Source organism: Streptomyces sp. NPDC051740, from assembly GCF_044453165.1.
GTDB classification, from domain to species: domain Bacteria; phylum Actinomycetota; class Actinomycetes; order Streptomycetales; family Streptomycetaceae; genus Streptomyces; species Streptomyces atrovirens.
This window is the reverse complement of the sequence record NZ_JBITCL010000007.1, coordinates 11,742-37,183: the sequence shown is the minus strand read 5'-3', so window position 1 is coordinate 37,183 and position 25,442 is coordinate 11,742. Positions and strand designations below refer to the sequence as shown.

Annotated in this window: 23 protein-coding genes, 1 tRNA gene and 2 pseudogenes; 11 read left to right on the top strand and 15 right to left on the bottom strand. The window is 71.1% G+C overall.

The genetic code is table 11. The annotated features are described in order from the left end of the window. Nucleotides 1–106 precede the first annotated feature (106 nt). The 9 genes and pseudogenes from ACIA6T_RS13685 to ACIA6T_RS13645 all read right to left on the bottom strand — a co-directional run bounded on the left by ACIA6T_RS13685 (nucleotide 107) and on the right by ACIA6T_RS13645 (nucleotide 8,017). Complete coding sequence (locus ACIA6T_RS13685) at nucleotides 107–811, bottom strand: DUF5994 family protein (RefSeq protein ID WP_399446695.1); 705 nt, start codon at nucleotides 809–811, stop codon at nucleotides 107–109. A 94-nt stretch (nucleotides 812–905) separates the two neighbouring features. Next, nucleotides 906–2,099 (bottom strand): PP2C family protein-serine/threonine phosphatase, encoded by a 1,194-nt coding sequence (locus tag ACIA6T_RS13680; RefSeq protein WP_399446694.1) that lies wholly within the window; start codon nucleotides 2,097–2,099, stop codon nucleotides 906–908. 129 nt (nucleotides 2,100–2,228) lie between these two features. Then, a complete protein-coding gene (locus ACIA6T_RS13675; RefSeq protein WP_399446693.1) occupies nucleotides 2,229–2,741 on the bottom strand; it encodes a DUF5994 family protein in 513 nt (170 codons plus the stop codon). Between the two features lie 158 nt (nucleotides 2,742–2,899). Beyond that, complete coding sequence (locus ACIA6T_RS13670) at nucleotides 2,900–3,877, bottom strand: STAS domain-containing protein (protein WP_399446691.1); 978 nt, start codon at nucleotides 3,875–3,877, stop codon at nucleotides 2,900–2,902. Nucleotides 3,878–4,318: 441 nt separating this feature from the next. Continuing rightward, nucleotides 4,319–4,985: pseudogene (locus tag ACIA6T_RS13665) on the bottom strand (serine hydrolase); the annotation flags it as partial. Nucleotides 4,986–5,201: 216 nt separating this feature from the next. After that, complete coding sequence (locus ACIA6T_RS13660) at nucleotides 5,202–5,702, bottom strand: NUDIX domain-containing protein (RefSeq protein ID WP_399446690.1); 501 nt, start codon at nucleotides 5,700–5,702, stop codon at nucleotides 5,202–5,204. Between the two features lie 38 nt (nucleotides 5,703–5,740). Beyond that, nucleotides 5,741–6,623: pseudogene (locus ACIA6T_RS13655) on the bottom strand (tetratricopeptide repeat protein); the annotation flags it as partial. Between the two features lie 684 nt (nucleotides 6,624–7,307). Next, nucleotides 7,308–7,754: a PIN domain-containing protein gene (locus ACIA6T_RS13650; RefSeq protein ID WP_399446689.1), complete on the bottom strand. Its 447-nt coding sequence runs from the start codon at nucleotides 7,752–7,754 to the stop codon at nucleotides 7,308–7,310. After that, a complete protein-coding gene (locus tag ACIA6T_RS13645) occupies nucleotides 7,751–8,017 on the bottom strand; it encodes a hypothetical protein (protein ID WP_399446688.1) in 267 nt (88 codons plus the stop codon). Before ACIA6T_RS13645 ends, ACIA6T_RS13650 begins: the two co-directional genes overlap by 4 nt. Nucleotides 8,018–8,588: 571 nt before the next feature. Between ACIA6T_RS13645 and ACIA6T_RS13640 the strand changes: the two genes are divergently transcribed. Together ACIA6T_RS13640 and ACIA6T_RS13635 are read left to right on the top strand one after the other, a co-directional pair. Beyond that, nucleotides 8,589–8,858: a type II toxin-antitoxin system Phd/YefM family antitoxin gene (locus ACIA6T_RS13640; RefSeq protein ID WP_399446687.1), complete on the top strand. Its 270-nt coding sequence runs from the start codon at nucleotides 8,589–8,591 to the stop codon at nucleotides 8,856–8,858. After that, the gene (locus ACIA6T_RS13635; RefSeq protein WP_399446686.1) at nucleotides 8,848–9,315 is read left to right on the top strand and encodes a type II toxin-antitoxin system VapC family toxin; all 468 of its coding nucleotides are present in this window, start codon (nucleotides 8,848–8,850) and stop codon (nucleotides 9,313–9,315) included. Before ACIA6T_RS13640 ends, ACIA6T_RS13635 begins: the two co-directional genes overlap by 11 nt. Nucleotides 9,316–9,435: 120 nt before the next feature. On the opposite strand, the gene ACIA6T_RS13630 is transcribed toward ACIA6T_RS13635, so the two are convergent. The 3 genes from ACIA6T_RS13630 to ACIA6T_RS13620 form a co-directional block, all read right to left on the bottom strand. Continuing rightward, nucleotides 9,436–9,508 (bottom strand) — tRNA-Arg (locus ACIA6T_RS13630). A 150-nt stretch (nucleotides 9,509–9,658) separates the two neighbouring features. Further along, nucleotides 9,659–9,823: a hypothetical protein gene (locus tag ACIA6T_RS13625; protein ID WP_399446685.1), complete on the bottom strand. Its 165-nt coding sequence runs from the start codon at nucleotides 9,821–9,823 to the stop codon at nucleotides 9,659–9,661. A 118-nt stretch (nucleotides 9,824–9,941) separates the two neighbouring features. Further along, entirely contained in the window at nucleotides 9,942–11,234 is a 1,293-nt protein-coding gene (locus ACIA6T_RS13620) for a M6 family metalloprotease domain-containing protein (protein ID WP_399446684.1), read from the bottom strand. Nucleotides 11,235–11,508: 274 nt separating this feature from the next. On the opposite strand from ACIA6T_RS13620, the gene ACIA6T_RS13615 reads away from it, so the two are divergent. Both ACIA6T_RS13615 and ACIA6T_RS13610 read left to right on the top strand, forming a co-directional pair. Continuing rightward, nucleotides 11,509–12,150, top strand: coding sequence for a TetR/AcrR family transcriptional regulator (locus ACIA6T_RS13615; protein ID WP_399446683.1), 642 nt, complete (start codon nucleotides 11,509–11,511; stop codon nucleotides 12,148–12,150). A gap of 243 nt (nucleotides 12,151–12,393) precedes the next feature. Continuing rightward, complete coding sequence (locus ACIA6T_RS13610; RefSeq protein ID WP_399446682.1) at nucleotides 12,394–13,953, top strand: MFS transporter; 1,560 nt, start codon at nucleotides 12,394–12,396, stop codon at nucleotides 13,951–13,953. Nucleotides 13,954–14,044: 91 nt separating this feature from the next. Here ACIA6T_RS13610 and ACIA6T_RS13605 read toward each other — a convergent pair whose 3' ends face one another. After that, nucleotides 14,045–14,566, bottom strand: a complete 522-nt coding sequence (locus tag ACIA6T_RS13605; RefSeq protein ID WP_385046790.1) for a MarR family winged helix-turn-helix transcriptional regulator — start codon at nucleotides 14,564–14,566, stop codon at nucleotides 14,045–14,047. 146 nt (nucleotides 14,567–14,712) lie between these two features. On the opposite strand from ACIA6T_RS13605, the gene ACIA6T_RS13600 reads away from it, so the two are divergent. Further along, a complete protein-coding gene (locus ACIA6T_RS13600) occupies nucleotides 14,713–15,474 on the top strand; it encodes a dioxygenase (protein WP_399446958.1) in 762 nt (253 codons plus the stop codon). Nucleotides 15,475–15,490: 16 nt separating this feature from the next. Here the strand turns inward: ACIA6T_RS13600 and ACIA6T_RS13595 are convergent, their stop codons facing one another. Continuing rightward, a complete protein-coding gene (locus tag ACIA6T_RS13595) occupies nucleotides 15,491–16,009 on the bottom strand; it encodes a GNAT family N-acetyltransferase (protein WP_399446681.1) in 519 nt (172 codons plus the stop codon). 193 nt (nucleotides 16,010–16,202) lie between these two features. Here ACIA6T_RS13595 and ACIA6T_RS13590 point away from each other — a divergent pair, with 193 nt between their 5' ends. Both ACIA6T_RS13590 and ACIA6T_RS13585 read left to right on the top strand, forming a co-directional pair. Beyond that, a complete protein-coding gene (locus ACIA6T_RS13590) occupies nucleotides 16,203–17,201 on the top strand; it encodes a sigma-70 family RNA polymerase sigma factor (RefSeq protein WP_344555162.1) in 999 nt (332 codons plus the stop codon). Nucleotides 17,202–17,870: 669 nt separating this feature from the next. Further along, nucleotides 17,871–18,584, top strand: a complete 714-nt coding sequence (locus ACIA6T_RS13585) for a TetR/AcrR family transcriptional regulator (RefSeq protein WP_399446680.1) — start codon at nucleotides 17,871–17,873, stop codon at nucleotides 18,582–18,584. A gap of 268 nt (nucleotides 18,585–18,852) precedes the next feature. On the opposite strand, the gene ACIA6T_RS13580 is transcribed toward ACIA6T_RS13585, so the two are convergent. Continuing rightward, a complete protein-coding gene (locus ACIA6T_RS13580; RefSeq protein WP_399446679.1) occupies nucleotides 18,853–19,824 on the bottom strand; it encodes a helix-turn-helix transcriptional regulator in 972 nt (323 codons plus the stop codon). A 63-nt stretch (nucleotides 19,825–19,887) separates the two neighbouring features. On the opposite strand from ACIA6T_RS13580, the gene ACIA6T_RS13575 reads away from it, so the two are divergent. The 4 genes from ACIA6T_RS13575 to ACIA6T_RS13560 all read left to right on the top strand — a co-directional run bounded on the left by ACIA6T_RS13575 (nucleotide 19,888) and on the right by ACIA6T_RS13560 (nucleotide 25,436). Then, a complete protein-coding gene (locus ACIA6T_RS13575) occupies nucleotides 19,888–21,402 on the top strand; it encodes an MFS transporter (protein ID WP_399446678.1) in 1,515 nt (504 codons plus the stop codon). 194 nt (nucleotides 21,403–21,596) lie between these two features. Next, nucleotides 21,597–22,358 (top strand): DeoR/GlpR family DNA-binding transcription regulator, encoded by a 762-nt coding sequence (locus tag ACIA6T_RS13570; RefSeq protein WP_385046769.1) that lies wholly within the window; start codon nucleotides 21,597–21,599, stop codon nucleotides 22,356–22,358. After that, nucleotides 22,355–23,302: a 1-phosphofructokinase gene (pfkB, locus tag ACIA6T_RS13565; protein WP_399446677.1), complete on the top strand. Its 948-nt coding sequence runs from the start codon at nucleotides 22,355–22,357 to the stop codon at nucleotides 23,300–23,302. The genes ACIA6T_RS13570 and pfkB overlap by 4 nt, the downstream gene beginning before the upstream one ends. Nucleotides 23,303–23,378: 76 nt before the next feature. Beyond that, complete coding sequence (locus ACIA6T_RS13560) at nucleotides 23,379–25,436, top strand: fructose-specific PTS transporter subunit EIIC (RefSeq protein WP_399446676.1); 2,058 nt, start codon at nucleotides 23,379–23,381, stop codon at nucleotides 25,434–25,436. Nucleotides 25,437–25,442: the final 6 nt, after the last annotated feature.

Here is a 25,442-nt window from a genome sequence, read left to right as displayed (position 1 = left end):
GATCCTGTCGGCGTGCTGGAGCCCGAGCCGGTGGATCACGTACGCCGCCACTGCGACGAGGACCAGGAAAGCGATGGCCGTCAGGAAGGCGTTCATGGCGGCCACCTCACATACCGATGATCAGCCGACTGGAAGGCCCTGGCGTACCGGTCTGTCCGGTGGCGGCCGCGGACACCGCCGAGGAGCCTCCCTCGTACTCCCATGCCTCGTCCGGGTCCAGTGCCTGGTCGCTGGGGGAGACGGCGTGCCGGGCCGCGTCCGCGGCGATGAGCGCGCTCGCGGTCAGGGGTGGGCCGTCCTGGTCCGACACGGCTGCCATCAGACGGGCCGCCGACTCCGCCCCGGTCCCGGGCGGGATGACGAGGAGATCCCAGCGGCTGGTGCCGTAGGAGAGCAGCAGCAGCTTGTGCGGGTCGATCTCCGACGTGAACCAGCCGACCTTGACGATGTGCCCGCTCACGGGGATCTCGCGGGGGATGACCGGCCAGTGCTCCGGGTTGACGGCGATACGGGTGATGCGGCCCCACAGGGGGTCCAGCACGTTCGTGAGCGCCGGCAGTTCGCTGAGCAGGTCCCGGGACCGGGGCCACCAGGCTCCGTCCAGCAGCCCGCGGGAGGCGCCGTCGGTCCTCAGCGCGAGGCGCGCGGCCGGGGCTGCGACGGGCTCGCGGTGCGGCAGGGTGGGGTACAAGGTCGCCGACATGGTGCGGACCCGTCTCCGGGCCACCTGTGCGGCGGCCCGGCTGTCATCCTTCGCCGGAGACGACCCGGCGTGGAAGCCGGTGTGCGGAATGCCCTCGGTACTGTCCACACTACTCCGCGTTCACCGGCGGCGAGGGGCGCTGGGCGCACGGATGTGCGGTATCTGTCGCCGTGCAACGGTGACGGACGGTGGGGACGAGACGTCAGCCGCGCCACTCCACCATGAGCAGCGTCGCGTCGTCGCTGGTCTGTCCGCCGCGCGCCCGCTTGAGCGTGTGGGACAGGGCGCGCGTCACCGCCCGGATGCCGCGGCCGGTCCTCTCCAGCTGGTTCACACAGTCGATCAGCTGGTCCTCGCCGAACTCCTCCCCGCCGCTCCTGTGCTCCTCGACCACTCCGTCGGTGAAGCAGAGAACTCGGTCCCCGGGCACCAGTCCCAGTTCGCTCACCCGAGGCTCCGAACCGCCCAGGCCGACGGGAAGGGTCGTCGGAACGACCAGACGCTGTGCGACGCGGTGGTCGCGGACGAGGATCGGCGGCGGGTGCCCGGCGTTGACCCACTGCACCCGTCCCGTCGTCGTGTCCAGCTGCAGCATCTGCGCGGTGACGAAATGCTCGGGACCGAACTGCTCGGCCACGGCGCGGTCCATGAACGCGTAGATCTCCGACAGTCCGGTGCCGGCGCGGCGGGCGTGGCGGTAGGAGCCGATGGCCACCGTGGCCATCGTGGCCGCGTCCAGCCCGTGCCCCATCGCGTCGATCATGACCACGTGGAGGACGTCGCCGTTCAGCGCGTAGTCGAAGCTGTCGCCGCCCACGTCGTAGGCGGGTTCCAGGATCCCGGCCACGGCGACCCGGGGCATGATCATGGCCAGCGGTGGCAGCAGCGACCACTGGATCTCCGCGGCGACGCTCATCCCCTCATCGCGTCGGACGTCGAAGAACAGGTCGGAGTAGCCGTGCTTGGTCACCAGAAGGTCGGCCACCAGGCCGGAGATTCTGAGCAGCAGACGGCGGTCGTCGTCATCGACGCTGTCCAGCGTCACCGCCATGACTCCCACCTGGTCACCGCCGTCCAGCAGGGGCAGATGGACCCGGACGCCGTCTTCCTGAGACACCTCGACAGGGACGGCGTCGAGAAAGCAGCGGCCCGCCTCGGAGTCGTCGATCACCTGCGGCTCCCCGCCGGTGAGGCCCTCCCCGGGCAGCGGTACGAGCACCAACTGGCCGTAGTCCTGCAACAGCACCTGCGGACGGCGGCCACCCAGCCGCCCCATCACGTCGGCGACCAGGGGCCCGATGAGGTGGGGCGGGAGTTCGTGCGCGCTGTCGAGGATCCTTCCGAGAAGAGCTTCCCCGAAGCTCTCGGACCGGTCCGGGCGTCGCCCTGCTGGCATCCCCTCACCTTCCGTGGTCACGCTTCGGGCGGGGGCGGGCCCGGATGACAAAGGATCTGTCGGTGCCATGGCTCCATCATGAGGTCGTGGATGCCCGGCCCGTCGGTCGTGCGGAGCCGGCCGGGCTGCTTACCCGGGTCCGGCTCCTCCTTCCGACTCCCATGTGTCCTGTCCGTCGGGGCCGCTCTCGGCGAGTGCCAGCAGGCGCGGAGCCGACAGTGGGTTCGCGGGGTCGGCAGCAGCGGTCAGCAGCCGGGTGGCCACTCGGGCCGGCTCGTCCGGGGGGATCACCAGCAGTTCCCAGCTTCCCACGGTGCCGCAGTCCACGGTGATGGCATGCGCCTCGGCGGCGGAATCGGTCAGCACCACCTCGATCACGTGGCCGGGCGCCATCACCTCCTGCGGGGCATCGGGCCAGGCGGCCGTTTCCACGGTCACGCGGGTGACGGTGCCGATGCCCGGATCCAGGGAGCCGACCAGCGCGGGCAGCTCCACTTCCAGTGCGTCGCAGCGCGGCCACCATGCGCCGTCCAGCGGGCCATGACTGACACCTGGCATGAGGCGCAGCCGGGGCAAGGGCATCCGGTAGGAGTGTCCGTCACCTGGTAGCGCACCTTCGGCGGGCTCTGTGGTGATGTTCATCGTGCGGTTCCGTTCCGGGCCGTGCGGTTCCCGGCTGCCCGTGTCTGTCACTCGCCGGGAACGGCGACGTCGTCATCGTGCGCCCGGAAGTTCTCGGTATGTCTCAGATTACTCCCGGCTGTGGCAGGCGGCGGGCGGGCGGCCATCGCACTGTCGCATCATCGGCGTGCCAAGGGCAGCTCTCCGGCGGACAAGGTCAGCACGCAGGGGGCGACGGCGCCGTGCAGCCCCACGACCTCACCCATGTTCTGCCAGCCCCAGGACGAGAAGGCGGCTTGTCCTGCCCGGTCGGCAGGATGCAGCAGGGTGACCCCGAGCGAGGAGTGCAGGTCCGTGAGCAGACGCTGTTGCAGCCGGTGGGCGATATCGCGGTGCTGAGCGTGCGGATGGGCCACGACCTGGGCGAGGACGACGAACCGTGCCCGGGAAGTGAGCCGCTGGATGATCTCCTGGAGCGTTCCGCCGCACTCCCGGTGGCCGCAGCCGTCGGGACCCATCGGAAAACCGAAGGCGCAACCGACCAGCACCGTCGTCTCGGCGACCAGCAGGGCGAAGCCGGGACGATGGGCAGTGACCGCCAAGCGGTGCAGGAAGTCTCCTCGGTCGTGGTACGCCTCGCCGGCGGTGCCCGCGACGGACTCCGCGGCCAGGTCGGCGATGTCCTCGCGCATGTCCTCTGCCTGCCGGCGGGTCAGCCGGCGAAGGCGGATCCCCTCCCTGAGGGCCGGCTGGTCCGGCCGACGAGCACGGTCCTCGGGCGCCCGCGTCGCGGTGCTCATGAGGTCGCCGGACGCGGTGGGCGGCACGGGACTCGCCGGGTCCGTAAGGAGCAGCGAAGTCGATCCGGAGGCATCGAGGAGCCGGGCGATCTGAGCGCACGGATGGTGCAGCCGCAGGCGAGCGTGGACCCGGCCGGCGCGCTGTGCTGCCGACAGGAGGACGTCCAAGCCCCTCGTGTCGCAGGAGCCGACCGTGGTCAGGTCGATGTCGATCTCGGTGACGCCGTCCAGCAGACACTGCTCCACCGCGGCCCGCAGCAGCGGCGTCGAAGCCGGCCCGATGTCGCCGGCAAGCGTGACGAGCGTTCGCTCTCCTCGGTTCCGCCGGTGGATGTCCAGCCGGGAAAGGGCCGTCACGTCTCCCCTCGGCGGGGTTGCGGACCTGTGGGGGCGCTCGGCGCGGCTCGTGCCGTGATGAGCTTGCGCGGAGTTGCTCTCGACCGCGGCGGACATGGTGCCGACCCGTCTCCGTGCCGACCACGGGGGCGGCCCGGATTCGCTCGTCTCTCGCCGAGGACGACCCGGCGTGGGGCCGGAGTGCGTGATGCCCTCGGTACTTCAACCGTACGTCGGCCACAACCGGAAGCGGCTGCGTCGGAGGACGCGCACCTCACAGCCGAGGGTCGGCGGGGTAAGGGCGAGGCGCCACCCGCCCCTGCCCTGTCGCGGCAGGTACCACAGGACGCGCGCCGGCTCTGGACCGGCACTGGCCGCCGCGCGGCCCCCTGAACACGGCACAACGCTGCCGCCCGCGATCGAAGCCGGACGGCAGTGCGGGTGGACGAATTGAATGCCAGCTCACTTCCGAACCCGCACGCGACGCGACCTCCGCTCACCGGGTCTCCGAACCCATCCGAGCAAAACGTCCCACGCCGGAAGGAATCGGTCCCTGAGTGAAAGCCGGCTTTCGGAGGCGTTGTGGACACCGTTCAGCGGTTCGCGGTCGCGGGAGCAGGAGAGCTTGTTGGTCAAAAGCACCGCCCACCGGCCGTCGGTGGGGAGATCCACATGCCTGTGCCGGTGAAGCCGTAGTGGACCCAGACCTCCTCCTCGGCAGTGGTGCCGGGAGCCGGATGCCGGAACAGGCGCGAGCCGGCTGGAGATCACCCGTCTGCTTGGTCAGGGAGCAGGTGGCCCACTTGCTACCGAAACCGGCCCGCCAAGAGGACGTGGCAGGGGTGAGCATGTAGCGGAGGAAGGCGGCGAGGTCGTCGACGACGGTGAAGACCCCGGCGATGCCGCACACGCCGCCGAGGAGGCGGGCCGGGAAGTCGTGGGCGACTCCCTTGAGGTGGGTGTCGGTGTCCTGGTCGGGTTCGGTCGGTGCGCAGCCGGCGGCGAGGTCGGCGGGCAGGGGGCCGAAGCGGGTGGAGGCCATGCCCAGTGGGTGCCAGGTGCGGGCGGTGGCCAGTTGGTCCAGGGGCTGGCCGGAGAGGTTTTCCGCGAGGTAGCCCAGGACGAGGGCGCCGGTGGCGTCGCCGACGGCCCGCACGGCGCCCGGGTACACCCTGTCGCGGACTCCCCCGTCGAGCAGGGCTTCGATGCGGTCGCGGTCGTACGTCATGGTCTCCCTCTTCGCCGACGTGTCCTGCCGGGCGTTCACCGAGGAAACTTGGGAACGCTGAACGCGGTCACGCATCCCGCCGTGGGGCGAGACTTCTTCCCCGGAAGAGGCGCTCAGTTAGTTCCAGCCGTCCAGCGACACCTGGGGCCCGCCGCTGAGGTAGCGGTGGAGGGCACTGGCGGTGGTCTCGACGAATTCGTCGGGGATGGCGTTGGCGTCGGCCCAGCGGACTTGGGCGTGCTTGCGCGGTTCGCGGTTTTCGGGCTCGCCGGACCATTCGTGGGCGACGAAGACGACGGTGAGGAAGCCGCCTGGGGCTTCCACGCCCCAGGCGCCGTGGATGATGTGGGCGACCTTGAGCGCTTCCGGCCTGACGGTCAGACCGGTCTCCTCGTACAGCTCGCGGACGGCCGTCTCGGTGATCGGCTCGCCGGGCTCGTTCTTGCCGACCGGGAGGTCCCACATGCCCCTGGCGAATTTGGCCTGGTCGCTGCGCTGGAGGAGGACCACGCGGTTGGTGGCCTTGTCGTGGACGATGACGGCGGCGACCAGCAGGGTCATGGATTCCACGGCGGGTTTGAGCGCTTGGGGCTGGTCATCGGTTGTCGGCTGAGCCACGGGGGATCCCTTCGTCGGCCGGGTTGGTGGGCATGTTGGGCGAGCGCCTCTCGGGCGCGACGGGCGAGTTCGGCGGCGCCGGGTACTTTGCGCCGCTGGTAGACCGCCAGCGTCGAGCGAATGGAGGTGATGGCCTTCCTGGCGCGGTCGGAGGTCATTCCGTCCATCAGGGTGAGGGCTTCGCCCCAGGCGCAGACCGCCTCGTCCGCACGGGCCTGGGCGGTGAGGCTGTCGCCGAGGTCGGCGTAGGTGAGGGCGTGGACGCGCTTGTACTTCTCAGGATCCCAGCGGACGAGCGCGTTGCGGTGCTGTTGCTCGGTTCCGACGTGATCGGCGAGGTCGGTGAGCGTGCGGGCCGTGTGGCCGGCGACGGTGCCGGCGGCGGGGCCGCTGACGAGGGAGAAGCTGGCCTGGGGGCCGTCGTCGCGGAGCAGGGCGTCTTCGGCGGCGAGCAGGGCGCGGGCCGCTGAGGGTTTCTCGTGGACTGCGGCGAAGGCGCGGGCGTGGGTGATGTGGAGCAGGGCCTCGGTCTGGCCGTCCACGTGGCCGAGTCCACGGCTGAGGGCGCCTTCGACGAGAGGTCGACGCAATGGTGGGGTTGTTTGAGGCTGAGGGCCTGGTGGGCGAGGGCGCGCATCATCCATGCGGCGTGACCGTGCGGGTCGGCTTCGCAGACGAGCTGGTAGCCGACCTGTAGTAGCGCTGGGCGGTGCCCTCCTGGCCGAGGTCGTGGTGTTTCCAGCCCGCGAGGTGGGCCAGCTCGGCGACGGCGCCGAAGGCGGCCCGGCGCAAGGCTTCTGAGGCGAAGCGGGCGCGGAGCGTCGGGGCGGCGGTATCGGCGAGGTAGGCGGTGACGGTGGTCAGCCCGTGGCCGCCGCCCAGGCGTTCGTCGGCTGCGCTGAACGCGGCAGTGATCTGCCGGAACGTCGCCTCGGGCCGCGACTGGTACAGCGCGTCCGCGTCCGCCTTGAACTGCGGCGGATAGTTCTTCATGACCACGAGATGTCCGTTCTCAGATCCTCAGGATCCAGTGTCTCGTGTGTCCAGGATCAAGGGTCAAGGCCCGTCGGCATCCCGCCCAGGAGCACGGCCACCACTATGTACAACGGCCACCACTATGTACACCGGGATGGCCAAGGCCACGGCCAACCCGGCAAGGCAGCCCCATATGGTCAGCCGCATGCTGGTTCTCGTGTAGTCGTCGCTCTTCGGCACGTCCGTATCCAACAGTGAGAGACATCGGCTCTCTACCCAGGGGATGTGGACTCCGCGTGGACTCCGGTGGCACGCGTGTGGCACGGCCTCGAACACGACGAAGGGCCGGCCCGGGAGGAAACCCCTCCTGAGCTGGCCCTTCCGCCTGTGCCCCCGGCAGGATTCGAACCTGCGACACCCGCTTCAGGAGTTTTCCCTGGGTGGGGCCTTGACCTGTGGAAACGTCCATCGTGGGGTGCCTGGCCACGGGAAACACGTCTCTGCGGTTCTCAGGTGTTCACGGGGTTTCCCGGCCTCATGTGTGCTGAATGCGTGTCGGCGGACGCCGCCCGGCGTAGGCGCGGGTCGCTCGGGAGAGGCCGACGAGCGGTCCGAGCCAGGTGCGTCTCGTCAGACCTTCTCGACTCGCACGGGGCGGCCTGCGAGAAGCTGATGCAGATCGTCGGTGTCCGAGGTGAAGACGGTTGCCTGGGCTCCCTGCGCGGCTTCCCGTGCGGCCACGGCAGCCAGGACGGCGTCGATGGCGTACTTGTGCCCGTGCAGGCCGGCGGTCTTCAGCATGTCCCGTGCCGTGGCGATCACCTGGTCGTCCGTGTGCACGATGCGAATCCGGGACAGCGTCCAGTTCCACAGCGCCTGCCGCGACGTGTCGCCAGGGTTCCATGCTTCCAAGGTGGTGAGCGCCGAGGTGACGATGGGGACGTCGAGTCGCGGAGCCGCCTTGACCAGCGCGGTCATCTCCCGATCACCCTGAATCGCCTTGGAAAGGGCCTCGGAGTCGAACACGAAGACGCGCTGCCGCGGCTGGTGCAGCCTTGCTCGGGAGGTACGGCTCACGCGGCCGCACCGGGATGCGATCGCTGCTCGTCGTGCCAGTCGTCGATGGCAGCGATGCGGTCCAGCGCCGCCTGCTGTTCGTCGTCCGTCACGGCACCGTGCTCTTCCTCCAGACGCTCGGCCAACTCGCGCAGCCGGTCCATGGCGTCCTGATGAGCGGCGGCAGCCGCGATGTAACCGGACACTCCGCGTGCGTCGACGCGTTCCTTGATCGATTCCACTAGCTCTTCCGGCACGGTGATGGTGATCTTCCGAGTTGCCATACTCCAAGTATGGCAGATGGTGTGTCGGATGACCGGGCTTTCTCGCGAATCCGGCCCGGAAATCCCGTCAGGCACCCTCGTCCAGGCCGCCATCCCTTGCCGGTCACCGCCGGGCGATCAGAGGCATCCGGCCCCCTGGGTGATCCGGTGGAGGTCGGCCCTTGCTCCGCTCCTGGTGGCTCGGGTGCGTGCCCATGGACGACGTGGTGACAGTCGTCTGGTGTGGTGCCCGAAACGGCGAAGGGCCGACTCCGGGGAAAACTCTCCCGGGTCGACCCTTTCGTACGTGCCCCCGGCAGGATTCGAACCTGCGACACCCGCTTCAGGAGTTCGATCCGAGCGAGGTCCGACTGCTGTCGTCGACTGGCGCGACGCTCGGCGGGAGTCGCTGGCGCGTGTCCCCGTCCGGCGTCGTTGATGTCAGCTGTGGATGTCAGATGCCTTCTCATCCGTAGCTCCAGCCAGATCGATCAGCGAAGGCCGTCCCCGGCCGCTACGGCCGAAGGTTTGTCGGCACAAGCCTTCGGCCGCCATGTGTCACCTGGTAGCACCGGGTGCTACCTTGGTTGGTATGAGCGTTCAGCCCGAAATCACCCAGCGGGATCTACGCAGCCGGTCCCGAGAGATCATGGACGCCATACAGGGCGGCCAGTCGTTCACCGTCACCCGCGACGGACATCCGATCGGCCGGCTCGTGCCTCTGCGTCGACGCCGTCGGTTCGTCTCCCGTCAGGAGTTCGCCGCGATGTCCAGGACCGCCCCCGGCATCGACCTCGACAGATTCCGCGCCGATCAGGACGCCACGGCCGACACCTACCCGGACGATCCCTATGACCGCTGACCGCTCGACGCATCAGCAGGGCCTCCTCGACACCAACATCATGATTCTGCGCCACTGGGTGGCACCTGAGGAGCTACCGGACGAAATGGCGATCACCGCCGTCACCCTGGCCGAGTTGTCCGCCGGTCCGCATGAGGTCCGTCGCAACGACGAACAGAGCAGTTACGACGAACACGCCGAACGCGCCCGCAGGCTCGACGTCCTGCAACGCGCCGAGAACGAGTTCGACCCCATCCCCTTCGACGCCGAAGCGGCCCGCATCTACGGCCGTATCTGTGCCGCGGTGATCAGCGCCGGCCGCAAGCCACGCCGCCGGGTGGCCGACCTGATGATCGCTGCCATCGCCGTGGCTGAGGACCTTCCCCTCTTCACCACCAACCCCGACGACTTCAAAGGGCTGGACGACCTCCTCACCGTCGTGCCGGTCACCCGCCCGATGGTGCCCCACGAAGGCTGACGGCAGGGCACTGACGCGGTGGGAGCGCACCGGACTTCATGGTCCGCGCGTGGCACGGGTGCGATCACGCAGCAGGGCCGGTTCGAGGGATCAAGCCCCTCGAACCGGCCCTGTGCCGTGTGCCCCCGGCAGGATTCGAACCTGCGACACCCGCTTTAGGAGAGCGGTGCTCTATCCCCTGAGCTACGAAGGCGGGGCTTGGTGGTGAGACGGTCCTGGGTGGGTGTCTCTGTCAAGCCCTGAGCGTTCCGGGTCGGCTGAGGTGCCTGCCGGGGCGCTCGGTCCACAGGGTACCGGATCGGTGCTGCGGTGGGTGTGGGTGCCGGATCGGCGCGGGGCTCCGTCAGGACTCGCCGAACAGCACCCAGAGTGCCATCAGGGCCAGGAAGCCGGTCACCGCCAGTGCCGGGAGGCCGAGGATCGCGGCGGCCACCCCCCACCGGGTGCGTCCCCGGGGTGCCTCCGCCGGGCCGACGGCGTTCGCCGTTGCCCGCTGCGTTTCCGTCATGAGCTCACCTGTCGATTCGTAACTGCCGTACAGGGCGTTTCAGTTGACACCGGATCGAGGACCCGGTCCAGTGATTGTCGTCGATCGTGCCGCGTCGCACCAGCATCATCGTCGGGGGTCAGCCCGGTGACGTGCGGGTCACCCGTACCCGGTACTCCTCCGCTTCCGCCGCCGTCACCGTCACCCGGATGCCCGTACGGCGGTCCACGAAGCTCTCGCCCGGTGTGAACGTCGCGTCCGAGAGTTCCGCGTGGACGTTGGGGGAGCGGGTGCAGCCGCCGCTGTCGCGGCGGGAGTCGTAGACGGTGATCGGGCCCATGCCCGTGTCGACGTCGGCGTCGACGCGGTAGACGAGGACGCCGGGGCGGCACACGGCCTCGTCGTTGCCGGCGCGGGTGCGCAGTTCGACGGCGTAGCCGGAGTGGTCGTCCAGGGGGATGAAGACGAGTTTCGGGCCGCCCGCCCGTGCGAGGGGGGTGAGTGTGTACTCCCTCGTGCCCGCGTCCGCCGCGCAGCCGACCTGGGACGCGTCCAGCCAGCCCAGCTTCCACTTGTGCCAGGCGAGGAGGTCGTTGTTGGCGCCCCAGTCCTCGCTCATGATGTCCCAGTGGCCGACCGCGCCGCCGCCCTCGGCGGTGTAGAGGTCGGGCAGGCCGAAGACGTGGCCGTTCTCGTGCGGCAGCACGCGGTAGCCGGTGCGGCCGTAGGAGCCGGAGCCGTCGTCCTGGCGGGAGTAGACGAAGGACGCGTTGGAGACGGGGACGCCGTCCGCGTTCGGGGCCTCCTTGTTGCCGGCGAAGGTGACGGACAGGACCGTGTCGAGGGCGGCGGGGCCCGCGTTGGGAGTCACCAGTACGTTCAGCAGGTCGTACGACTGGAAGTCCACCTCGGGATCGGCCTCGGCCACGATGTCGCGGACCAGTTCGCGGTAGCCGGGGTCGAAGGGGGCGCCGCGCTCTATGCCGTACGCGCGGAACGACTTGGGCATCCGGAGCCAGTCGGGGACGGGGAGTTCGGGGCGGTAGTCGAGGCGGCCGTAGGAACTGGTGGCGAACCACTCGCTGGTCTCGGGGAAGAACTCGCGGTAGCGGTCGAGGGCGTCGCCCTCGCCGGGCGCGTCGGAGAAGTCGATCATCAGGGTGAGGGCGCGGACCGTGCCGGTGGAGCGGGTGTAGCCGGGATCCGTGGGGATGCCCTCGGACATCTGGACCTCGCCCTCCGTGCTGATCATGCAGGGGCCGTGCACGGAGGTGCGGGACAGGGTGCCGGGTCCGGCGCCGGCGGTGGAGGGGCCGGAAGAGAGCCGGCCGTTGCCGGCCGAGGTGCTGACCGCGAGGGTCAGGACGGTCACCGATGCCAGGGCGGCCAGCCGGCGCGGGGATATCCGGCGTCGGCTCGGCTGCGGCTGCATGCGGGGACCTCCGCTCCACACGGCAGCCGCCGGTCTCCGACTGCACCCTCCCGATCACCCTCCGTCGCCGGGTATGCGGGCGCCCGCTGGGAGGGCCGATCGTGGGGCGTGCCGAGCCGGTGCATGTGAGGCGGGTCACAGGAAAAGAGTTCGGGGGCGGGAAATAAACGGGGATCGTTTCCCCGTTTGGATCTGTGTCCGAGCGAAACGGGGACTCGCTCCCCGGATCGCGGACATGACACAAAGATCAAGCCACTGCGACCAGGAGTGCACCGTGCAGACCGCCACCCCCGCACCGCGCAAGGCGCCCCGGCCCCGCGCCGACGCCCTGCGCAACCGGGAGCGGATCGTCACCGCCGCCCGGGAGATGTTCGTCGAGTTCGGGCCCGAGGTGCCGCTCGACGACGTCGCCCGCCGGGCCGGCGTCGGCAACGCCACGGTGTACCGCAACTTCCCCGACCGCGACGCGCTGGTGCGCGAGGTCGTCTGCTCCGTGATGGACCGTACGGTGCGGGCGGCCGAGCAGGCGCTCAGCGAGACCGGGGACGCCTTCGAGGCACTGGAGCGCTTCGCGCACACGGCCGCCGACGAGCGGATCAGCGCGCTGTGCCCGATGGTCTCCAGCACCTTCGACCAGCACCACCCCGACCTGGAGGACGCACGCCGGCGCGCCGAGAGCCTCGTCGCGCAGCTGATGGACCGCGCCAAGGCGGCCGGTCAGCTCCGTACCGACGTGGAGTACGGCGATCTGATGGTGGGCGTCGCCCAGCTGAGCCGGCCCCCGGCCGGTACCGGCTGCGACAACGCCGACCGTTTCGTCCACCGCCATCTGCAGCTGTTCCTGGACGGGATGCGGGCTCCGGCCCCGACCGTCCTGCCGGGTTCGGCCGTGACCGTGGAGGATCTGCGCCGCTGAGCGATCTCTGACGCGAGCAGGATTTCCGTACCGGAGCGGGACTTCCGTACCGGAACGGGATTCTCGTACCGGAACGGGATCTCCGTACCGGAACGGGATTCTCGTACCGGAACGGGAATCCCGTACCAGAGCAGGTTTTCCGTACCAGCGGCCGTCCCTGGGGCGAGTCGTTCCCTTGACGACACCGTTTTTTCATCTCATTTTTCAAAATTTCCGTCACGAACTTCCGAAGTGGGTACCCCCATGTCTGAAACAGCCTCAGCGGCCGGAAAGGCCCGGAGCGCCCGGAGCGCTCCGGGCGGCCCGGACGCCAACCGCTGGAAAGCGCTCGTCTTCATCGCGCTCGCCCAGCTGATGGTCGTCCTGGACGCCACCATCGTGAACATCGCCCTGCCCTCCGCCCAGCAGGACCTGGGCATCTCGGACGGCAACCGCCAGTGGGTGGTCACCGCCTACGCCCTCGCCTTCGGCGGGCTGCTGTTGTTCGGCGGCCGGATAGCCGACCTGTGGGGGCGCAAGCGGGCCTTCGTGCTCGGTCTGGGCGGCTTCGCGCTGGCCTCCGCGCTCGGTGGCGCGGCCACCAACGAGGCCATGATGTTCGGCGCCCGTGCCCTCCAGGGCGTGTTCGGCGCGCTGCTCGCGCCCGCCGCGCTGTCCCTGCTCGCGGTGATGTTCACCGACGGCAAGGAGCGCGCCAAGGCGTTCGGCATCTACGGCGCGATCGCCGGTGGCGGCGGTGCCGTGGGTCTGATCCTCGGTGGTTTCCTCACCGAGTACCTGGACTGGCGCTGGACGTTCTTCGTGAACATCCCGTTCGCCGTGGTCGCCGCGGCCGGCGCGTACTTCGTCATCCGTGAGCCGGCCGGCGGCCGCAACCGCTCGCCGCTCGACGTCCCCGGTGTGCTGCTGTCCACGGTGGGTCTGGTCGCGCTGGTCTACGGCTTCACCCGCGCGGAGTCCGAGGGCTGGAGCGACTCGCTGACCGTCGGCATGTTCGTCGCCTCCGCCGTGCTGCTCGCCGCCTTCGTGGCGGTCGAGGCCAAGGTCAAGGCGCCGCTGCTGCCGCTGCGCGTGGTCACCGAGCGCAACCGCGGCGGGGTCTACCTCTCGCTGGGCCTGGCGATCATCGCGATGTTCGGCCTGTTCCTCTTCCTCACCTACTACCTGCAGGTCGTGAAGGGGTACTCGCCGGTCAAGACCGGGTTCGCCTTCCTGCCGATGATCGCGGGCATGATCACGGGCTCCACCCAGATCGGCACCCGGCTGATGACCCGGGTCGCGCCCCGGCTGCTGATGGGCCCCGGCTTCCTGGTCGCCGCGCTCGGCATGCTCTTCCTGACCCAGCTGGAGATCGACACCTCGTACGCGGCGGTCCTGCTGCCCGGCATGCTGCTGCTCGGCCTCGGCATGGGTACGGCGTTCATGCCGGCCATGTCGCTGGCCACGCTGGGCGTCGAGCCGCGTGACTCCGGTGTCGCCTCCGCGATGGTCAACACCTCGCAGCAGGTGGGCGGCGCCATCGGTACGGCCCTGCTGAACACGATCGCGGCCTCGGCCACCACGTCCTACGTCACCGACCACATCGGCGGCGCCACGAGCCGGTCCCAGCAGCAGCTGGTCCAGCTCCAGGGGCAGGTGCAGGGTTACACCAGCGCGATCTGGTTCGCCGTCGGGATCCTGGTGGCGGCCGCGGCCATCGCCCTGACCCTGATCAACGCCGGCCGGCCGGGCGGCACCGCGGTCGCCGGGTCCGCCGACGAGACCGTCGGGGACGAGATGGCGGTGCCGGTGGCCATGCACTGACGGCCGTCCGTCCATCCCTCACCGCCCGTGCGGAAGAGGAGGGGACGCCTCCTCCGTACGGCTCCCCGGACCTGCCCCGGCTCCCGCCCCGTCAGCGGAGCCAGGGCAGGTCCGCGCCCGCTCCGCTCGGCTGAAGTCCCTCGGCGACGATCCGCATGATCTCGCCGAGGGACTTCTGCTGCTGCGGGGTGAGCCGGTCGAAGACCGCCTGGCGTACGGCGTCCACATGGCCGGGCGCGTGCCGGCGCAGCACCTCCTGGCCCTCCTCCGTCAGTACGGCGAACTGGCCCCGCTTGTCGGAGGGGCAGTCCTCACGGCGTACCCAGCCGCTCTTCTCCAGGCGCGCGACGGCGTGCGAGAGGCGGGAGCGGGTGATCTTCGCGGACATCGCCAGTTCCGTCATCCGCAGCCGGCGGCGCGGGGACTCGGCGAGCTTGACCAGCAGGCCGTAGTAGACGTGCGGCATTCCCGCGTCACGCTGGAGCTGACGGTCGAGGTGGTCCTCCAGGAGGGTGGCGGCCTCGATGTACGAGCGCCAGACGCGCTGCTCCTCGTCGGTGAGCCAGCGGGGTTCGTCGGCGGACGCCGATGATGCTGCGGGTGCCGTGTTCATGTGCTCCACTGTACGGCCGTGCTTCTTGAATGTTAAACAAATGCGCCGTACAGTCGATGGTGGAAGTTGAGACTTCAAGCAAGTCGCCGTATCGATTCGCCGTATCGGAGGGAGCCGCCGTCATGACCGCCGCCACCCAGGAACGCATGCCCGCTCTCTACCTCAGCCACGGCGCCCCGCCCCTGGCCGACGACCCCGTCTGGACCGGCGAACTGGCCGCCTGGTCGGCCGGACTGCCCCGCCCGAAGGCGATCCTGGTCGTCTCCGCCCACTGGGAGGAGGCCCCGCTCGCCCTCGGCGCCACCGAGACCGTCCCCCTGGTCTACGACTTCTGGGGCTTCCCCGAGCACTACTACCAGGTCACCTACGGCGCCCCCGGCGCCCCCGCGCTCGCCGAGTCCGTGCGCAAGCTGCTGCGCGCCCCCGGCACGCCCGTCCAGGACGTCCCCGACCGGGGGCTGGACCACGGCGCCTACGTCCCGCTGGTCGAGATGTACCCCGAGGCCGACGTCCCGGTGCTCCAGGTCTCCATGCCGACCCTGGACCCGGTGCGGCTGATGGAGATCGGGCGCAGGCTCGCGCCGCTGCGCGACGAGGGCGTGCTGATCGTCGGCTCCGGGTTCTTCACCCACAACCTCGCCGCACTGCGGCAGGGCGGCATCCCCGCCTGGTCGGCGGAGTTCGACGCCTGGGGGCGGGAGGCCCTGGAGGCGGGGGACGTGGACGCGCTGCTCGACTTCACCCGCAAGTCCCCGGCCGGCCTGCTGGCCCACCCGCGCACCGAGCACTTCGCCCCGCTCTTCGTGACCATGGGTGCCGCGGACGCCGCCGGGGAGCTCGGGGAACAGAGGTCCGTGATCGACGGGTTCTGGCTGGGGCTGGCCAAGCGGTCGGTGCAGTTCGGCTGAGGCCGGCGCGGCGGGGCTACAGGGGCTTCTCGTACCAGGCCACGTCCCACCAGCGGCCGAACTTGCGGCCCACCTCCCGGTACGTGCCGACGTGCCGGAAGCCGAAACGCCCGTGCAGTCGCGTCGAGGCGTCGTTCGGCTGGGTGACGCCGGCGTAGGCGCGGTGCAGGTCCTCGTCCGCCAGGGCCTCGAAGAGGGCCTTGTAGAGGAGGGTGCCGACGCCGCGCCGGCCGGCGTCCGGGGCGACGTAGACCGTCGTCTCCACCGAGGTCGCGTAGGCGGGCTTGGGGCGGAAGGGGCTGGAGGTGGCGTACCCCAGGATCCGCCGCGAACCGGCACCCGTGGCAACCATCAGGCGGTACGGACCGTCTACAGGGTGGGAGAGCAGCCAGGGGCGGCGCTCCTCCGGGGTGAAAGGCGCCGTGTCGAATGTGATCGCCGTCTCACGTACGTAGTGGTTGTACAGGTCGGTGAGGGCCGTCAGATCACCCTCCGTGCCCGGCCTGACCTGGACCTCTTCGTGCTCCGACGGCATCGCGCCTCCTCGCGTGGCCCGACAGGGTACTGCATGATCAGAAAAATCGGGGGGCGGGTTGGGAATTCTGTCCGGATTCCAGTCGTTGTTTCCATCGGATGCAGGGCACTCGACCAGAGTCCGGAGGGACCTGAGAGACGTGTCAGGCGTCCGCAGGACCACCCGCTGACCTCATCATCGCAAGGGAGCACGCATGGCAACCCGCGCCGTCGCCCGTCGTCAGTCCGCCACCGGCGAGACGGCCGACTCGGCACGCAGTGTCCGCGCCCATGGCGGCGAGATCGCCGACCGCGACCTGGTCGGTATGTACCTGGACGAGATCGCGCGCACGCCGCTGCTCGACGCCGCCAAGGAGGTCGAGCTGTCCCAGATCATCGAAGCGGGTGTGTTCGCGCGACAGATCCTCGACGGCCTCGAGGAGAACAAGGCCGGGGCCACCACCGAGGAGCTCGAAGCCCTGTACGACGCCAGTGAGCGGGCCAAGGACGTCTTCATCCGGTCCAACCTGCGCCTGGTCGTCGCCGTGGCCCGTCGCTACCCCCGTAGCGGACTGCCGCTGCTCGACCTGATCCAGGAGGGCAACGCCGGTCTGGTCCGCGCGGTCGAGAAGTTCGACTACCGCAAGGGCTTCAAGTTCTCGACGTACGCGACCTGGTGGATCCGTCAGGCCATCACCCGGTCGATAGCCGACCAGTCGCGCACCATCCGCCTGCCCGTCCACCTGGTGGAGGAGCTGGGCCGGATACGGCGCGTGCAGCGCGAGTTCAACCGCGAGCACGGCCGGGAGCCGGAGCCCGCGGAGGTCGCCGCCGAGCTCGGCTCCACGCCGGAGCGCGTCGTCGACGTACTCGACTGGGCCCGTGACCCGGTCTCGCTGAACATGTCGGTGGACGACGAGGGCGAGACCCAGTTCGGTGACCTGCTGGAGGACACCTCGGCGGTGTCGCCGGAGCAGTCGGTGCTGACGCTGCTGCGCAGCGAGGAGCTGGACGACCTGATCGGCCGCCTCGACCAGCGCACGGCCTCCATCATCAAGATGCGGTACGGCATCGAGGACGGCCGTGAGCGCACGCTGACCGAGGTCGGCAAGGAGCACGGCCTGACCCGCGAGCGCATCCGCCAGATCGAGAAGCACGCCCTGCTGGAGCTGAAGAAGCTGGCCCGCGACACCGGATTCGACGCGGCGGCGTGAGGACGAACCGGGTCCGGCGCGGTGGAGTGACCGCCGGGCCGGACCCGGTGGTGTGACGGCCGGGCCGGACCCGGTGGTGTGACGGCCGGGTCGGCGTGGTGGCGTGATGCCTGGTCGGGGTGCGGCAGTGTGACGGTCGGAACGGCAGCGCGGTAGCCGGTTCCCGGTCCTGAGCGCGGTGGTGTGACGGCCGGGTCGGGTGCGGTGGCGTGAGGATCCGGGTGGCGCGGTAGCGTGATGGGTGGGCTGTCGGAGGTGAACGTGGCGGTGCTGTCGCCGGGTTCGGTGCGGGGGTGTTGATGCCGCCGTGCGGAGTCCGGGGGAGCGACGGGGTCCGTGCAGGGCCCCGGCCGCGTACGCCGGGTGGCGAAAGACCGCGCAAAACATGGCCGTTCCCCGCCGCTTCAACCCGCCGGACCCCGGGAACAAGAATGCAAGGACCAGGAGTTCGTACTTCGGGCCCCTGGGATCCTGGACCCACCGAGCCACGTCCCGACGCACACCCCCCCCCGGCGCCGGGACTTCCCAAAGCCGGGTTCGGCGCCCTCCCCCCGGGCGCCGGGCCCGGCTTCCTCGTGCGCGTCGCCATCTGGCGGGTCACCCCGGACCTGAACCCCGGGGTGGCCCGCCAGATGGCAGATTGTGCCACATGGGCATAGCCTGCCGGGCGTGAGCAGCACCACCCCGACGCCGTCCCCACCTCCGTCTCCCGCGGTCTCGCTGACCGAACGGCGCAAGGCCGAGACCCGTATGGAGATCGCCCGCGCGGCGGCCGGTCTCTTCGTCCGGCAGGGCCTGCGGGCCACCCGTGCCGAGGACATCGCCCAGGCGGCCGGTATCGCCCCGCGCACCTTCTACCGGTACTTCGCCAGCAAGGAAGAGGCCATCGGCCCGCTCTACGCCACCGGCGCCCAGCGCTGGGTGGCGGCGGTGCGCGCCGCGCCCGCCGGGGTGCCCCTGCCGCAGGTCCTGGAGGACGCCGTGCGCCACACGCTCACCCCCGGCCTCGGGGTGTCGGCGGCCTCCTGGGACTGGGTGCGCACCCTGATCCGGCTGGCCGAGGCGAACCCCGCCCTGCGCCGGGTGTGGGCCGAGGTGTGCCGGGCGTCGGAGCGGAGCCTGGCGGAGGCGCTGGCGGAGCGGCTGACGGCCGCTCAGGCCCCTTACGACGCCGACAACGTTGCCGCCCGCACCCGGCTGTGCTTCACCGCCGCCGTCGCGAGCGCGGCCGTCCGCACGGCCATGGAGAGCTGGGCGGCCGGTGACGGCCCCGCCGAGGGCCCCCGGGGCCCGGCCGAACTGGCGGTCGCCAACCTCGCGGCGCTACGGGGCTTCGCGTGGGAGGACTCGACGCCGGTTCGCGGCCGTTCCCGAGGAGCCTGACGCCGGTTCGCGGCCGTTCCCGAGGAGCCTGACGCCGGTTCGCGGCCGTTCCTGTGAGGCCTGATGCAGGAGCGTGGGTCTTTTCCGTAAGGCCTGGCGTCGGGGCGTGGGTCTTTTCCGTCAGGCCTGGCGGAGGGCTGCGGGCCTTTTCCGTCAGGCCTGACTCAGGGCTGCGGGCCTTTTCCGTCAGGGCTGTTGCCAAGGCGTGGGCTCTTTCCGTGAGGCCTGCTGCCGGGGCACGGTTCCTTCTGAAGGGCCCGACGTCACGTCATCCCGTCCCGCCCGCCGCCCGGCTCATCCGCGCGCCCAGCTCCCGTACCGCCTCCACCAGCTCCGCGGGCTCCTGCACCGTGAACTCGTGCCCCAGCATCGCCAGTCGTACCGCCATCCAGTCCTTGGCGTCGCTCACCGTCGCGCGCAGCAGGCAGCTGTCCTCGTCCAGTGGCTCGGGCGGGCCCAGCCAGCCCGGCAGGCGGGCCGCGACCGCCCCGGCCGGTGCGGCGAAGGTGACGACCATCTCGTACGACTCCCGCGCGCGCTGCATGGACCGGCGCAGGAACTCCGCCGCGCTCCCCGTCGGCAGCTCCCTCGGTGTGAACCGCGCCCCGGTCGCGAAGGGGTCGCTCACCCGGTCGACGCGGAACGTCCGCCAGTCCGCGCGGTCGAGGTCGTACGCCACGAGGTACCAGCGCCGCCCGGTCGACACCAGCCGGTACGGCTCGGTCACCCGCCGGGATTCCGTGCCGTCGGCGGCCCGGTAGGCGAACCGCAGCCGCTCGTGCCCGGCCACCGTGGAGGCCATGACGATGAGCGTCTCCGGCGCGATCGTCGCACCGTCGCCGCTGGTCAGCGGGGTGGTCGCGGCCTGGAGCGTGCTGACGCGGTGGCGTAGCCTGCCGGGCAGCACCTGCTCCAGTTTCGCCAGCGCCCGCACCGACGCCTCGTCCACGCCCTCCAGCGCGTGCCCGGCGCCGGCCCGCAGCCCGACCGCGATGGCCACCGCCTCCTCGTCGTCGAGCACCAGTGGCGGCATCGCCTTGCCGGCGACGAGCCGGTAGCCGCCGTCCGCGCCCATCGTCGCCTGTACGGGATAGCCGAGCTCGCGCAGCCGGTCGATGTCCCGCCGGACCGTGCGCCGGGAGACCCCGAGCCGGTCGGCCAGCTCGCCGCCGGGCCATTCGCGGGGCGTCTGGAGGAGGGAGAGGAGCTGGAGGAGCCGGGCCGGAGTGTCCGTCGTCATGAGAACGAGGATCCCGCGGAAGTAGGACCTGATCTGACCTACTGGGGAAATAGCTTCCGAGACATGAACTCCACCGACACCCCGCAGGCACCACGGCCCGTCGTGGGCGACCGCCGCCGCTGGTTCGCGCTGGCGATCGTGATGACCGCGGCCTTCATGGACCTCGTCGACGTCACGATCGTCAACATCGCGATCCCGTCGATCCAGCGCGACGAGGGCGCGACCTTCAGCCAGATCCAGTGGATCACCGCCGGTTACGCGCTGGCCTTCGCCGCCGGGCTCGTCACCGGCGGCCGGCTCGGCGACATCCACGGCCGCAAGCGGATCTTCCTCGTCGGCATCGGTGGCTTCACCCTCGCCTCCGCGCTGTGCGGGTTCGCCGTGAACCCCGAGATGCTGGTCGCCTCCCGCATCCTGCAGGGCGCCATGGCGGCGCTGATGGTGCCGCAGGTCCTGTCGATCGTGCACGCGACTTTCCCGCCGCACGAGCGCGGCAAGGTGTTCGGGCTGTTCGGCGCGATCGTCGGCCTGGGTGCGGTGTCCGGGCCGCTGCTCGGCGCGCTGCTGACCGAGTGGAACCTGTTCGGCCTGGAATGGCGGCCGATCTTCCTGATCAACCTGCCGGTCGGCATCGCGGGCCTGCTCCTCGGCAGCCGCTTCATCACCGAGTCGAAGGCGCCGCGCGCCCTGAAGCTGGACCTGGTGGGCGTCGCGCTGGTCACGCTGGGACTGCTGATGCTGCTCTACCCGCTGACCCGCGGGCGCGAGCTGGGCTGGCCGCTGTGGGGGTACGTGTCGATGGCCGGCGCACTGGTGGTCTTCGGGGCGCTGGTGGCGTACGAGCGGGTCAAGGGCGCGCGGGACGGCTCCCCGCTGATCGAGCTGTCGCTGTTCAGGGTGAAGAGCTTCGCGGCGGGCATCGCGGTGCAGACGGTGTTCGGGGTCGGCCTCGGCATCTTCTTCCTGGTCTGGACGCTGTACATGCAGATGGGCCTGGGCTGGAGCGCGCTGCGGGCCGGACTGACCGGGGTGCCGTTCTCCGTCGCGGTCTCCGCGGCGGCCGGGATGTCGGTGCAGCTGCTGGTCCCGCGCTTCGGGCGCAAGGTGCTCCAGGCGGGCGCGCTGGTGATGGCGGCGGGCGTCCTGCTCTACATCTGGGAGTCCGAGCGCTACGGCATGGACATCGCCTCCTGGCAGATGGCGCTCCCGCTGGTGGTCATGGGCGTCGGCATGGGTCTGATCGTGGCCCCGCTGACCGACGCGGTGCTGTCCGAGGTGCCGCGTGAGCACGCCGGGTCGGCGTCGGGGCTGATCAACACCGTGCAGCAGATGGGGAACGCGCTGGGCCTCGGCCTGGTGTCGGTGGTGTTCTTCGGGGTGATCGACGAGCGGCTCGCCCCGGCCGAGGTGGGCCCGGCCTTCGCGGACGGCTTCCAGCACGCGCTGGGCTATGTGGCCGCGGTGATGGGCGTGATCTTCCTGCTGATGTTCGCCCTGCCCAAGCGCCCCGCCCAGCACGTGGAGGGAGCGGGGGAGGCTCCGGTGGCGGTGGAGAGGGAGCGGGAGCTCGTGGCCTGAGCGGGCCGACGGGAAGGGCCCGGTACCTCATGGGACTCATGGGGTGCCGGGCCCTCGGCGTGCGGGTGTGCGGGCACGAACGGAAGCCCGTTCGTGCCCACGCATGCCCGTGTGTGTTTACTTCCCGGACATCCGGACGTACTCTGCGAGCGAAACCACACGTTCGGGCATGAACGGACTCGGAGGCGCGCCCCATGTACGCACCGGAACGCCAGCAGGAGATCCTGCGGCTCGCCCGCGACGGCGGCCGGGTGGACGTGGTCTCACTGGCCGAGGAGTTCCAGGTGACCGCCGAGACCATCCGCCGGGACCTCAAGGCCCTCGACCGGGCCGGCCTGGTCCGCAGGGTGCACGGCGGGGCCATCCCCGCCGGACGCCTCGACTTCGAGCCGGACCTCGCCGAGCGGGAGACGACCGCGGCCGACGAGAAGGACCGCATCGCCAGGGCCGCCCTCGCCGAACTCCCGGCCGACGGCACGCTGATCGTGGACGCCGGTTCGACGGCCGCGCGGCTCGCCGGGATCCTGCCGGCGGAGGCCTCCCTCACCGTCGTCACCCACAGCCTGCCCATCGCGGCCCGCCTCGCCGACCACCCCGGCATCCAGCTCCATCTCGTCGGGGGGCGCGTACGGCACCGTACGCGCGCCGCCGTGGACGCCTGGGCGCTGCGCGCGTACTCCGAGATCCGCGCGGACGTGCTCTTCGTGGCCGCCAACGGGTTCTCCGCCGAACACGGGCTGACCACGCCCGACCTCGCCGAGGCCGCCGTGAAGCGCGCGGCCATGGCCGCCGCCCGCCGGGTGGTGCTGCTCGCCGACTCCTCCAAGCACGGCCAGGAGCACTTCGCCCGCTTCGGCGACCTGAGCGACGTGGACCTGCTGATCACCGACAGCGGGCTCGGCCCGGACGACGCCGCCGCGATCGAGCTCGGCGGCACGGAAGTAGTACGCGCATGATCCTCACCGTCACCCCCAACCCGTCCCTGGACCGCACCTACGAGGTCCCCTCACTGGACCGCGGCGAGGTCGTCCGGGCCACCGGCGAACGCGTCGACCCCGGCGGCAAGGGCGTCAACGTCTCCCGCGCCGTCACCGCGGCCGGCCGGCGCACGGTCGCCGTACTGCCCCTGGGCGGCGCACCGGGCGCCCTGGTCGCCGACCTGCTCGACGCACAGGGCATCGAGGTCGCTCCGGTCCCGGTCGCCGGCGCCACCCGCTCCAACATCGCGCTCGCCGAGGCCGACGGCGTACTGACGAAGATCAACGCGCCGGGTCCGGAACTGACCCCGGCCGAACAGGAACTGCTCCTGGACACCGTGCGCCGGCAGTCCCCGGGCGCCGACTGGATCGCCTGCTGCGGCAGCCTGCCGCGCGGACTCGCCCCCTCCTGGTACGCCGAACTGGTCGCCCGGGTGCACGCCGCCGGCGTACGGGTCGCGCTGGACACCTCCGGACCGGCGCTCCTCGCGGCCCTGCGCGAGCGGCCCGACGTGGTGAAGCCGAACGCGGGGGAGCTGGCCGAGGCCGTGGGGCGGCCCCTGGTCACCGTGGGCGACGCGCTGAAGGCGGCGGAGGAGCTGCGGGGGATGGGTGCCCGGGCCGTCCTGGCGAGCCTCGGCGCCGACGGGCAGCTGCTCGTGGACGACGACGGCGCCTGGTTCGGCACCGCCGCGGTGGACGCCGTCCGCAGCAACGTGGGCGCGGGCGACTCCTCGCTGGCCGGGTTCCTCGTCGCCGGCGGGCGCGGCCCCGAGGCGCTCGCCTCCGCCGTCGCCCACGGCGCGGCGGCCGTCCGGCTCCCCGGCAGCGTGATGCCGACCCCGGCCGACCTGGACCCGGCCGCGGTGACCGTCACGGCCGACGTACCCGCCGACCGCGTACTGCGGGAGCCGGTGTCATGAACCACCCCCTCCTCACCCCCGTCCCCCCTTCCGCCCACCCCGCCGCACGGGCGATACGCGTGCGAAGGAGCCCGCGATGAGTGACATGATCACCGCGGAACTGGTCGATCTCGACCTGTCCGCCGACACCAAGGAGGCGGCGGCGCGCGCCCTCGCCGAGCGCATGGCGGCCCTGGGCCGGGTGACCGACCTGGACGGCTTCCTCGCCGACGTCGCCGCCCGCGAGGCGCAGATGCCGACCGGCCTCGACGGCGGCATCGGCATCCCGCACTGCCGCAGTGAGCACGTCACCGAGCCCACGCTGGCCTTCGGACGCAGCGCCGCCGGGATCGACTTCGGCGCGGCGGACGGGCCCGCCGACCTGATCTTCCTGATCGCCGCCCCGGCCGGCGCCGACGACGCCCATCTGACGATCCTGTCGTCGCTGGCCCGGCAGCTGATGAACGCCGAGTTCACCGACGCCCTGCGGTCGGTGGGCGACGCGGGGGCGGCTGCGGCGCTCATCCGGGGCGAAAAGGCCGGCTCCTCGGGCTCCTCGGGCTCCGAGAGCCCCGAGGACTCCGTGGCGGCACCGGGGGCGGCCTCCGCCGGTGCCGCCACGGACACCACCGCCACCACCGCTGCCGCCGAGGAGGAACGCCCGTTCCGGGTCGTCGCCGTCACCTCCTGCCCCACCGGCATCGCCCACACCTACATGGCCGCCGAGTCGCTGGAGAACGCCGGCCGGGAAGCCGGGATCGAGATCACCGTCGAGACCCAGGGCTCCGCCGGCTTCACCCGGCTCGACCCGGCCGTGATCGCGGCGGCGGACGGTGTGATCTTCGCCCACGACGTCCCCGTACGGGAGAAGGACCGCTTCGCGGGCAAGCCGACCGTCGACACCGGCGTCAAGGCGGCCATCAACCGCCCCGCCGAACTGATCACCGAGGTGAGAGGCAAGGCGGAACGCGGCGAGGTCACCGCTGCCGTGTCCGGTGGTACGCCCGTCGAGCGAGGCGGCGAATCCGGCGAGGGCTACGGCACCAAGCTGCGCACATGGCTGATGTCCGGCGTCAGCTACATGGTGCCGTTCGTCGCGGCGGGCGGTCTGCTCATCGCCCTCGGCTTCGCGATCGGCGGCTACGAGATCAACGAGGCGCCCTCGGTGATGGACCACTTCGTGTGGACCCAGGCCGACAGTTGGGGCGCCCTGCTCTTCCAGATCGGCGGCGTCGCCTTCGGCTTCCTCGTCCCCGTCCTGGCCGGCTACATCGCCTACGGCATGGCCGACCGGCCCGGTCTCGTGCCCGGCTTCGTCGGCGGCGCGATCTCGCTCACCGTCAACGCCGGATTCCTCGGCGGTCTCGCGGCCGGTCTGATCGCCGGTGGCGTGGTGATCGCGATCCAGAAGGTGCGCATCCCGGCGGCGCTGCGCGGCATCATGCCGGTGGTGGTGATCCCGCTGATCTCCGCGGCGGTCGTCGGCTTCCTGATGTTCGTCGTCATCGGCAAGCCCATCGCCGAGGCCCAGAAGGGCATGACGGACTGGCTGAACGGCCTCACCGGCACCAACGCCGTCCTGCTCGGCGCCCTCCTCGGCCTGATGATGTGCTTCGACCTCGGCGGGCCCGTCAACAAGGTCGCCTACACCTTCGCCACCGCCGGGATCGCCGTCGCGAGCCCCAGCGACTCCGCGATGAAGATCATGGCCGCGGTGATGGCCGCCGGCATGGTGCCGCCGCTGGCGATGGCCCTGGCCACCACGGTCCGCGGCAAGCTCTTCAACCGCACCGAACGCGAGAACGGCAAGGCCGCCTGGGTCCTGGGCGCCTCCTTCATCTCCGAGGGCGCGATCCCGTTCGCCGCCGCCGACCCGCTGCGGGTGATCCCCGCCTCCATGGTGGGCGGCGCGGTCACCGGAGCCCTGTCGATGACCTTCGGCGCCACCCTGCGCGCCCCGCACGGCGGCATCTTCGTCGTCCCGCTGATCGGCAACCCGTTCCTCTACCTGGTCGCCATCGCCGCGGGCGTGTGCGTCACGGCGGCCCTGGTGATCGTCCTCAAGGGCCTGCGCAAGCCGGCCCCGGTCGCCACGGGCGCGGGCGAGGGCGCCCCGGTGCCGCCGTCGGAGACCAAGCAGCCGGTGGCCGCGTAGAGTTAC